This window comes from Ruegeria sp. BHSB064 (assembly GCF_059613205.1).
Genome location: NZ_JBXWSB010000133.1, coordinates 1 through 10781 on the forward strand (window position 1 = coordinate 1; position 10781 = coordinate 10781).

Here is a 10781-nt window from a genome sequence, read left to right on the forward strand (position 1 = left end):
CTAAAATGTTTCACGATCTCCGCGAAAAATACTTGACCACGGTCGCTCGTACTCTGGACGGTACGATCTACGAGGACCCGCCAATTTTGATTGGTGATACCAAACCGGACTACAACCCGGTGAACCGTGAACATGGATGGGATTGGCCGTCTGTGGCGTTCACAATGGTTGGCAGCAAGCGTCTGGCTAACGTACGCACTTTGGTCGAGTCGGTTATTGGAAACAAAGTTCCGGGAGATTTTGTGGAAACCGGGGTTTGGCGCGGCGGTGCGAGCATTTTTGCCAAAGCTGTACTCTTCGCATACGGCATAAACGATCGTCGCGTAGTTTTGTGCGACTCCTTCCAGGGTCTTCCTGAGCCGAATGAAGATTTGTATCCCCACGACAAGGGGTCGGATTTTCACAAATACGATGCTTTGGCAGTTTCTGCAGATGCGGTCCGTTCCAATTTTGAAAAATTTGATCTTCTGGACGATCAAGTTGTTTTCATCGAAGGCTTTTTCAAAGACACGATGCCTTTGGTCCCAAGCAAGCAAATCGCGGTTCTTAGACTTGATGGTGACATGTATGAATCGACGATAGATCCGTTAAAGCACCTTTTTGGAAAAATCTCGAAAGGTGGTTGGATCATTGTGGATGATTATCACGTCGTTCCCGCCGCCAAGGCGGCCGTGCATGACTATTTGGACGAAATCGGATACACACCCCCAGCAATTCATGAAATCGACGGCGTTGGCGTGTTTTTCCAAAAAACTCGATAGTACAAAAACAAAATGTGATGGGTTCTTTGGCAAAACGCAAAGAACCCAACGAACTTACTGTTTCTTGGGTAACGCATCGTAGGTTGCCTGAAGATAGGCAAACCCATACCGTTGATCCGGTTCAAGATGTGTTCCTTCTGCCCATTCATTCCATGCGTTGATGAAGACAATTTTTTCGTCAGCGCTGTATTTTTCCTGCGTTAGGACCTGATTGCCCAAATGAGCTGTCCAGCGTTTGTAAGCTTCAATCGAAAACCTGCCCATAATGCGCGGCGCATCCTGATTGCGGGCGGTATTGTCCCAGGAAAGCGTTGATGACCGGAACAGCTTATAATCCGGTTCACTTTTGCCAAGTTCTGCGTCAACCACGGCGTTATAGTCCAAAATGGCACCGGTGAACTCGGGGTTGTAAACGCCCATCTCATCTGTGATATCGGTGCGCTTCACCTGATGGGGCGGAAACTCCATCGCGGCATCAAAGCCAAGTTCCTGGGGGTTCCCGATGTCAAAAGTCTGGGCTGCTATGAGATAAAGGTCAGTCTCGCCCCAGCGTTGCGCCTCTTGACGCCAAGCCTTTGTTGTCTCCTGAATGTCAGGAATAATATTCGCTCGATAAACGATGAATACAGGTCTTCCGTCTATCCGGATGTATCGCGGGTCGTCAAAATACTTACGGATGTGACGCAGAAGGTTTATTGAATCTTCTATTGAGTGGTTCTGCGAAATTAGTACATCGTGCTCGCGCCCGTCCCAGCGGCGTGTCCAGTTTTCGTTGGCCCAAGTCAGGCAGAAGGGTATGTCAACATCAGGGTTGCTCAGCATCTTCTCTAACGGATCTTCCATCAGAGTTTTTCCAGCAAACCAGTAATAGTAATAGGAAAAGCCACCGATCCCGTATGCTTTTGCTATCCGGGCTTGTTCGACCATGATTTCAGGCACTCGCAAGTCGTAATAGCCCAAGTGGATAGGGCAATGCGGTTGGTAGTGGCCCGGAAAGTTCGGGATCGCCTTGCCAACATTGGTCCATTCCGTGAAACCCTTGCCCCACCATTGATCATTTTCCTTGAACGGGTGAAACTGCGGCAAGTAATGTGCAATTGCCCGCACCGCTGGTTCAGCTTTTGGTTGCGGATCGAATGGGACAAACTCATCAGCTCGAACGGCGCCCTCAAAGCCTTGCCGACCCAAATGCTGTTTGTGTTTTGTTGCTCGTCTCGGGTCTCTTTTTTTGGCCGAGTTTCGAAACCTCCGAGCGGTACGTGATGAAAGAGGGGGGCTGAGTTTCGAAGCTGCCGAAAGCACATAGAAAAGCAGGGTATCTTTGATAGGCATAGATATTCTCGTACTCAAGCGCTTCGGTGCTTCCGGGCAACAGATGTCTTTCTAAGCTTTGGACTGAACCAACTTAAGCTCACATAGATGCATCAACACTTAACATGCAAACGACCCACTCTCTGCATTTATTTTGTGCGAGACTTTGCCAGCCATTCTTTAAGCAGCCGACCGCTGACCGTATCACGCAAAAGTCGAAATGCTCGTTTGGGCAGCGACTTGTTCGCACCATACGGTACTGGTTTTGCAGCACCTTTGGTGCTGTCACTCCGCTGCGATTCTTTTGGAACACCAACATGTGTCCATCCCGTCAGCTTGGACCCCCGAAGAGCGGATTGAGTCGCGTCCAAGAACGCGTGCCCAAACTCTCGATCAGGCTCCAGATGGCATCCTTCTGCCCACTCGTTCCAGGCGTTTACAAAGACCAATCTCTCCTGACCAGGAAAGTCCTGAGCTGTTTGCCGCAACGCGCTCGACAACCAGTATTCGTAATTTTCAGGGGTTCCGTTCAATACAACCATTGCGTTTTCCTTGCGCCGGGCTGTGTTGTCCCATGACGGGAAAACCGAGCGGTAAACGTTGTTTTCCGGCCCATATTTGTGGCCAAGATACTGTTCCGCAATCGTTGAGAAGTCGACGCACAACCCTTGGAAGTCTCCGTGCAGGTCCACCTCTGCTGATAGGTTCGGTACGTTGATCCCATGCGGTGGGAACTCAACACCGGAGTCAAACCCGAACGAGGCGTAATCCCAATTTCGATGTGTCAGCGCGCAGGTCAGGTGAATTTTTGGAATCCCGACAGACGCGCAATAGTCACGCCAAACCTGCACGGACTTGAGAGCATTTTTCAGATGCTGAGGGCGGTACACGATCAGAATCGGTGCACCGTCAATCGTGATGTAGCGTGGGTCGCGAAAGAACGGTTCGATCGATTTGATGAACTCCAGATCGTCCTCGGGCGCATACTTTTGTGCGATCAGTATCTCATGTTCAGCAGCATCCCAGCGGCGCGTCCAGTTTTCGTTTGCCCAGCACAGGCAAAAGGGCATGTCGCTGTCTGGGTCCGCAAGCATTTCATCGACCGGGCGTTCAAGCAGGCGTTTGCCTGAAAACCAATAGTAATGGTAGCAGAACCCATCAATACCGCTTGCCTTGGCCATTTCGATTTGTTCAAGCCGGGTTTCTCGAACCCGCAGATCATAATAGCCAAGATCGCTCGGGAAGTGCGGCTGGTAATGTCCGGTAAAAAGCGGCTTTGCCTTGGTTACATTGGTCCACTCGGTAAAGCCTTTACCCCACCATTCGTCGTTCTCCGGAATTGGATGAAACTGAGGTAGGTAGTAAGCAATCGTACGGATATTTTCGAATTCACGATTGGCATTTTTGGAGGTCATTACTTCTTCAACCCCAAACGCCGTGCAAGTGACTTCTTTTTCTTTTTGGCCAAAGGGCCGGGTTTTATGATCTCGTTAGAGTTTGCTGCACCGATTGTAGACTGAAGATCTATATCTTCAGACACAGGCAGACCCGCCATCATGTTCGTCCACAACTCTACTGTCTCTTGATCGGGTCGCTCAACGGGGAGATTCATCAAGTAGAGGTCGTTCTCAGCACGCTCTTTCGGAACGGATCGGCTGATGACCTGAAAAACGTGGGAAAAGCGGTTCCGCTGCAAGGCGGTTTGCACGTCATTTGGCAGACGGCTCCAACGGTGGCAAAACTCCGTCATTTCCGGGCTTCGCACAACAAACTCGGCCTGTTCGATGCTCATTCCTTGCGAAGCAAGCAGGTGCTGTACGTTTTTTATGCCGAAAAACCGAATATGCGTTCGGTCCAGCAGGCCCCAATCGCGGTACTCAAAGTCTTCGTCAACTAAACATCCAGCAACTGCGGCGTGACCAACATGCGGCAAAGAAAGGATCACAGATCCGTTGTCGTTCAACAGAGATTTCATGCCTGAAAGGACAGACCAGGGATCGTAAACGTGCTCCAATACATCTGCCGCTATCACATAATCAAACAACCCGTCTTTTTCACGAACCACGTCGCTCCATGCGGCATCGTTTAAGTCCATCGGGTACACTGAACGCGCAAAGGGCTTCAGTTTTTCGATTGCAGTAGGATCGATTTCAAGCGCTACAACGTCACATTCCAATGTCCCGGAAAGATGCCGTGTGATCGAGCCCGGTCCAGCGCCAATCTCGAGAACCTTTGATCCTGGTTTCACCATGCGTAGCACACGAGCCGGCGCCACATCGCTGTTCATGTCAATGTCGTATTCGTAGGTGTGTTTTTCGCTCACAATATTACTTCCGTGACGCTGATATCGATTTAGAATATGGCTGCTATATCGTTTGGGTTTATTCGGCAATCCCAGACTCTACAAGTAAGTGTCAGTATCGACGTGGCACCTCCAGATTGTCTTTGAAGAACCTTCAACACCTTCGCACAGATATTCAGGAACGACAATGTCGGCGCTACAGCATTCCAAGGCCAAAGCGGTGATCTGCGCGCATTTTTGCCAACAATTACCTCAAGATGGTATGACACATGCAACCTTTCCACTACGGCACCAGTGGTCGTAGTGTTCAGCACTGCTCAAACCGGGTTCAACGCACATTTTTGATGCCATTTTCCGCTTCACACTGGCGCTCGCGTTTTGCCCGTGGATGCGTCCTTTTTCAGGATGCTCGGCCGTTTTCGCCGCAAAAACCAAATTGGAACAACGCTTTAGTATAATTTGTATAAGGCGTTTTTGTATCAACACGGTTGTTTTGTGTTCAGAATAGCGCGTACAAAAAGGTGACGTTTCAGAAATGGGGTTGACCCGACTGGTGTTTAAGATCACGTACTGCACACTTTTTATGCTAGGCAGCAGGCGCATTTGTCACAGATCACCATCATAAGTGTTTGCTTCAACAGCAGCAGTGTTTTGCCCGAAATGCTGAACTCCATTCCGGATGGCATACCCATGATATTGGTAGACAACGCCTCGGATGATGTCGAAGAAGTACAGGAACTGGCCGATGCGCACGGGGCTACTTTGCTTAGAAACAACGAAAACAAGGGGTTTGGTATTGCCTGCAACCTGGGTGCTGAACGTGCGCATACTGATCTGATTCTGTTTCTGAACCCTGATTCCATACTTTTGCCTGGGGCATTGGACGCCATGCAGGCGGGTGCGGATCGTTACCCCACCGCATCTGCCTTTAATCCGAGGATCCTGAACAAATCCGGAAAACCGAGTTTTCGTCGTTCCAGTGTTATTACGCCACGCAGTGAAGCGCTGCGCACTAAAAAGGTTGACGGTGATCTGGAACTCCCGGTTCTTCTCGGTGCGGCTCTGTTGGTTCGTCGTTCCGCTTTTGAAACTGTCGGGGGGTTTGATCCGGAGATCTTTCTGTACCACGAAGACGATGACATAAGCCTTCGGCTCAAGGCCGTTTGTGGTCCGTTGTACTATCTTCATGATGCGCAAGTTACGCATGTTCAAGGCACTTCTTCGCCCAGCAACGCCGTGGTTGCCGGGTTGAAGGGGTTCTTTATGGGACAATCGCGAGTGTACGTGGCTCGGAAACACAACGTTCCATTTGCTTTCCCCCGAGCGCTTGCAACCGCACTTTTGCAGATGCTGTCACCGGTCGTGTTGTTTTCAGCCCGAAAGCGTTCAAAACAAAGTTCGTTTTTGCGCGGAGTTTGGCAGAGCCGAAGTGTTCGCCCGGTTCCTTTCAAGTCCCACTCAGCTTGAAACCCGGCACCAATAACGCATTCATCTTTTGATGATAATTCAAGAAGCCCAAAAAAAGCTGTGGCCCGCAAACGCAGTCCGACTGGCGAAAACCGAGGCTTTCTGCGTTAACACTCCGATGTCACGTCGGGGATTTCGCCTCTAGTCCAGCAATTGCTTCAGATAGGCACCATAGGTTGACTTGGCAAACAGTCGCGCGCGTTCTTCAAGCGCTTCATTGTCAATCCAGCCATTTGCCCATGCAATTTCGTCCAGGCTTCCGGTCTGCATACCCTGACGCGCCTCGATGGTCCGTACGAAATTGCCCGCGTCCAACAAAGAGCCATGCGTGCCGGTATCCAGCCAAGCAAATCCGCGTCCCATGGTCTGCACATCCAGCAAACCTTCTTGCAAATACATCTCTAGAAGCGATGTTATTTCCAATTCGCCGCGCTCTGAAGGTTGCACTTCATGTGCCCGCGCCGGAGCGTCTCCGTCCAGGAAGTATAGACCAGTTACCGCATAGTTCGATGGCGGCACTTCGGGTTTTTCGATGATCGCACGTGCTTTCGAACCTTCGAAATCCACGACCCCATAGCGTTCGGGATCGGCCACGCGATAGGCAAAGACGGTCCCCCCACGTTTCAATTGGTCCGCTTCCAGAAGAAGGTCGGACAGTCCGTGACCAAAGAAAATATTGTCGCCCAAGATCAGTGCGGATGGAGCGCCTGCCAGAAAGTCCTCGGCCAGAGTGTATGCTTGTGCAAGGCCGTCTGGGGAAGGCTGAACAATCCAGGTGATCGACAGCCCGTACTGACTGCCGTCGCCCAACATGCGTTGGAACTGATCCTGATCCTGAGGTGTTGTGATGATGGCAATCTCGCGAATTTGCGCGAGCATCAGAACACTCAGAGGATAAAAGATCATCGGCTTGTCATAGATTGGCAGCAATTGCTTAGAAACCGCCATAGTGATCGGATAAAGCCGTGTTCCGGACCCTCCGGCAAGAATAATGCCTTTACGTTGCATGCTTTGTCCTTTCAGGGTTCAGCTGGCGGCTGAATTCAGTTCGCGCAATATTTGGTTCAGGCCGATTTTCCAATCTGGTCTGCGAATTCCAAATACGGCGTTCAGGCGATCGCAGTTCATGCGCGAATTCAGCGGTCTGGGGGCCGGGGTAGGGTAGTCCGTCGTCGGGATATCTTCGACCTGAGTGGTCAGACCTGACTGCGCAATAATCTCGCGAGCGAAGTCCGCCCAACTGACATCAGGAGCGCCGGAAAAATGAAAAAGCCCGCCTTCAGCGCCTGTTTGGTTATTGGCCAAGACAAGAAGAGCGTCGGCAATGGCCGCCGCAGGTGTTGGTCCGCCGATTTGGTCGGCGACAATTGTTAATCTGTCGCGGGTTTCAGCAAGTCTGAGAATGGTTTTGACAAAATTCTTCCCATGGGCCGAAAATACCCAACTGGTACGCAGAATGGCCTGCCATCCCTCCGCTTGAGCGATCTGGAGCTCGCCGTCCAACTTGGTTTTGCCATAAGCGCCTAAAGGCGCTGTCGGGTGATCGGTTGTCCAAGGGGTTGTGCCGGATCCGTCGAACACATAATCCGTTGAGATGTGCAGAAAAGGTAGACCCCGCGCTGCAGCCGCGCGTGCCATTGCGCCGGGCGAGTCTGCATTAATCCGTTGCGCCAGATCGAATTCTTCTTCAGCCTTATCTACCGCAGTATAGGCCGCTGAATTGATAATGACGTCAGCATCGGTAGCTTGGACAGCCTCCGCGCATTGCGAGGGGTTGGACAAGTCCGCCTTGGTGCGATCCAGTGCTTCGACCTTTATACCATGGCTGTCCGCGCGGCGACGCAGTTCGGTGGCCACTTGGCCGCTATGCCCAAACATCAGTGCCTTCATTTTCCAGTCCCCAAACGCTCTCCCACACCGCTGCGTGCTTGTAAGGCATTCAGCCAGTCTGCGTTGTCCAGATACCACTGAACGGTTTGTTCAAGTCCGGTTTCAGGGGTGTATGACGGACGCCAGTTCAACTCTTCACGGACACGGGTCGGATCAATGGCATAACGGCGATCATGGCCCGGACGATCCGCAACAAACGTGATCAGATCACTATAGGGCGCAGAGCCAGGTTTCAGTCGATCCAGAATTTCGCACAGCATCCTGACGAGATCGAGATTGGTCATCTCGTTTTCGCCACCGATATTATAGCTGCGACCAAGTTCGCCTTTTTCCAGTACCAGCAACAGCGCTTCGGCATGATCCTCAACATGTAGCCAATCGCGTATGTTGTCACCCTTCCCGTAAATTGGGATCGGCCGCCCGGACAAAGCGTTCAGGATGACCACAGGGATCAGCTTTTCCGGGAACTGGAAGGGCCCATAGTTGTTCGAGCAATTGGTCAGAACCACCGGCAGGCCATACGTTTCCCGCCAAGCTCGGACCAGATGATCTGATCCCGCTTTCGAAGCGGAATAGGGCGAATTTGGCTGGTACGGGCTATCCTCGGTGAAAAAACCGGTTGCCCCCAATGACCCGAACACCTCATCCGTCGAAATATGGTGGAACCTGAAACTTTCCGGGCGGCCTGCGTTCTGCCAATAGGCGCGCGCGGCTTCCAGCAAAACGTATGTGCCTGTAATATTTGTGTCGATAAAGGCTGCAGGTCCATCTATCGAACGGTCCACATGGCTTTCTGCAGCTAAATGCATGATCGCATCGGGACGGTGCTTGTCCAGGATGGCAGACATCGCCTCGGCATCCCGAATATCAGCGTGTTCAAATGCATAGGCCGGAGAATCGGCGACCGACGCAACATTGTCCAGGCAAGCAGCATAAGTCAGCGCATCAACATTGACGACAGAATGCCCGTCCGAAACTGCGCGCCGAATAACGGCAGAGCCAATAAAACCGGCACCACCCGTAACAAGAATTTTCATTGTCCTGCCTCAAACACAAAAGGGGAGTCTAAATCACGAAGAACAGGTGCAACCTTGTCTTTTTCGGAGAGTTGGGGCGCAGAGCTGCTGCGCGGCCAATCTATTCCGACATCGGGATCATCCCACAGAAGGGCACCTTCCGTTTCCGGCGCGTAGGTGTCGGAGCATTTGTAAACGATCTCGGTGTTCGGCTCCAAGGTCACGAAACCATGTGCAAAACCTGCGGGCACCAACAGCATGCGTCCGTTCTCAAAGCTCAACTCCTCGCCAACCCATTTGCCATAGGTTGGAGACCCTTTTCGTATGTCCACGGCAACGTCGAACAGCCTGCCGCGCCCGCAGCGTACCAGCTTGGCCTGCGCACGGGGTGGTGCCTGGAAATGCAGCCCTCGAACAGTGTTTACTGCGCTGGACAGCGAGTGATTGTCCTGAACAAACGGTGTGTCTATGCCAGCAGCGGCAAAACTGTCTGCATTGTAAGTTTCTTCAAAGAACCCGCGATGATCGCCAAAACGCCTCGGGGTAATCACCTTCACGTCCGGAATGGAAAGCGCGACTATTTCCATCGTTGCTAATTTCTTCTCTTTAAGCGGTCTTTAGGTCTCAGAAGCTATGTCATATGTCGTCTGGTTTCACCACAGCCCATGTTCCAGAATAGGCAATTTTTGGCTGTAGAGCCATGTTCCAGAAGACTTATGTTTACGTCCGCCATGTTGGTGCCGTTGTTTGCTAAGGCCAATGCGGAGTCAAAAACGCGATTGCGCGAGTGGTAGTGGTGAGTCGTGTTGCCGCCATTTCAAGCTAGAGGCGTCAATCTGATCCGGCGCATTTTGCCATAGCAAAGAGATGCGCATTCGGGTGTGAGGATCGCCAAGACGCTTTGACTCAGCGATTCCCGAACCTGATGCTATCGCGTATTAAGGGTAATCGACACTTCGCGCTGTTACCGTGTGTTTGTTCAGTCACTTCCGGGGCCGTGAGGCCCCTAGAGAAGGAAACCATCTTCCTCGAACAAAGTTGCAATCAACGGTTCGACGTCTCTATCTCCTGCGTTCTCTGGAATATTGAACCATTTAAAGTCGACTTGGCCGTCGACACCGGGCAGCGCCGAACCCCCAGCACTGAGCGCTTCCACCAGTGTATAAATGTCCTCAGCGTCTGCATCAGCGGTCATTTCGGGTACAAACTTCAAAAGTTCGGTGGTCTCGTCCCAATCGGTCAGGTCCAAAGCCTGATCTACAGACACCAGTTTCGGCTCGGCGGACGCTGTCGTTGCCAGCTTTGGCAGCGCCTTTCCGATTGTACTGCTGCCATCGATATCGGCGCCATAGAAGGTTTCGACACTTGAGACGTCGGTGATAATAACGCTTGTCTGAAATTTGCCAGAAGCATCGACGGTCCATTCACCATAGACACCACCGGCGCTTTGCCAGAGAACTCTGTAGCCTCCGCCCGATGCGGCTTCGGCCTGAATGGCTTGCCACCCGGCAATGCTGCTGGGTCCGACCAAAGCGTCGTCAGCATCGGTCAAATCGATGCTTCCACCGATCACATAGACACCACGTGTGGAATACCCAAGTGTGGTGGAGCCATTGGATTCGATAATTGTCGTGAAATGGCCGATCTGACCATCGGAGTTCAGGTCGACACCATAATTTGCTTCAACGTCCCTGACATCATCGATGACACTGCTACTTTGAAGTCGACCAGAAGCATCGACGATCCATTCACCATAGACACCACCGGCGCTTTGCCAGAGAACTGTGTAACCTCCGCCTGATGCGGCTTCGGCCTGAACGGCTTGCCACCCGGCAATGCTGTGGGGCCCAACTGTGGAGCCATCACCCAAAGCGAGCTTGACGGTGCCATTTATCAGATACACGTTTCGCGTTGTGAATCCGAGGGTCGTAGATCCATTGGATTCAATGTTGGTCGTGAAATGGCCGATTTGACCATCGGAGTTCAGGTCGACACCATAATTTGCTTCAACGTCCCTGACATCATCGATGACAC

At 51.8% G+C, this 10781-nt stretch carries 11 protein-coding genes; 2 read left to right on the forward strand and 9 right to left on the reverse strand.

Translation table 11 applies throughout. From position 1 onward, the window contains the following. Window positions 1-761 (forward strand): TylF/MycF/NovP-related O-methyltransferase (locus tag AC2FNU_RS21190; RefSeq protein WP_496792198.1); only part of this gene is annotated, 761 nt, incomplete at its 5' end. A gap of 54 nt (window positions 762-815) precedes the next feature. Here the strand turns inward: AC2FNU_RS21190 and AC2FNU_RS21195 are convergent. The 4 genes from AC2FNU_RS21195 to AC2FNU_RS21210 all read right to left on the reverse strand — a co-directional run bounded on the left by AC2FNU_RS21195 (window position 816) and on the right by AC2FNU_RS21210 (window position 4977). Continuing rightward, window positions 816-1868 (reverse strand): glycosyltransferase WbsX family protein, encoded by a 1053-nt coding sequence (locus tag AC2FNU_RS21195; protein ID WP_496792200.1) that lies wholly within the window; start codon window positions 1866-1868, stop codon window positions 816-818. A gap of 353 nt (window positions 1869-2221) precedes the next feature. After that, window positions 2222-3487, reverse strand: a complete 1266-nt coding sequence (locus AC2FNU_RS21200) for a glycosyltransferase WbsX family protein (protein ID WP_496792202.1) — start codon at window positions 3485-3487, stop codon at window positions 2222-2224. Further along, a complete protein-coding gene (locus tag AC2FNU_RS21205; protein WP_496792204.1) occupies window positions 3487-4395 on the reverse strand; it encodes a class I SAM-dependent methyltransferase in 909 nt (302 codons plus the stop codon). The genes AC2FNU_RS21200 and AC2FNU_RS21205 overlap by 1 nt, the downstream gene beginning before the upstream one ends. 231 nt (window positions 4396-4626) lie before the next feature. Next, the gene (locus tag AC2FNU_RS21210; protein ID WP_496792205.1) at window positions 4627-4977 is read right to left on the reverse strand and encodes a hypothetical protein; all 351 of its coding nucleotides are present in this window, start codon (window positions 4975-4977) and stop codon (window positions 4627-4629) included. Between AC2FNU_RS21210 and AC2FNU_RS21215 the strand changes: the two genes are divergently transcribed. Beyond that, window positions 4978-5841, forward strand: coding sequence for a glycosyltransferase family 2 protein (locus AC2FNU_RS21215; RefSeq protein WP_496792207.1), 864 nt, complete (start codon window positions 4978-4980; stop codon window positions 5839-5841). Window positions 5842-5982: 141 nt separating this feature from the next. Here the strand turns inward: AC2FNU_RS21215 and rfbA are convergent, their stop codons facing one another. From rfbA to AC2FNU_RS21240, 5 genes are all read right to left on the reverse strand, one after another. After that, on the reverse strand, window positions 5983-6849 hold the full coding sequence (rfbA, locus tag AC2FNU_RS21220) for a glucose-1-phosphate thymidylyltransferase RfbA (protein ID WP_496792209.1): 867 nt from the start codon (window positions 6847-6849) through the stop codon (window positions 5983-5985). 18 nt (window positions 6850-6867) lie between these two features. Beyond that, complete coding sequence (gene rfbD / locus AC2FNU_RS21225) at window positions 6868-7731, reverse strand: dTDP-4-dehydrorhamnose reductase (RefSeq protein ID WP_496792210.1); 864 nt, start codon at window positions 7729-7731, stop codon at window positions 6868-6870. Continuing rightward, window positions 7728-8768 (reverse strand): dTDP-glucose 4,6-dehydratase, encoded by a 1041-nt coding sequence (rfbB, locus tag AC2FNU_RS21230; RefSeq protein ID WP_496792212.1) that lies wholly within the window; start codon window positions 8766-8768, stop codon window positions 7728-7730. The genes rfbD and rfbB overlap by 4 nt, the downstream gene beginning before the upstream one ends. Further along, window positions 8765-9334, reverse strand: a complete 570-nt coding sequence (gene rfbC, locus AC2FNU_RS21235; protein ID WP_496792213.1) for a dTDP-4-dehydrorhamnose 3,5-epimerase — start codon at window positions 9332-9334, stop codon at window positions 8765-8767. The genes rfbB and rfbC overlap by 4 nt, the downstream gene beginning before the upstream one ends. A 419-nt stretch (window positions 9335-9753) precedes the next feature. Continuing rightward, window positions 9754-10781 (reverse strand): hypothetical protein (locus tag AC2FNU_RS21240; protein WP_496792215.1); only part of this gene is annotated, 1028 nt, incomplete at its 5' end.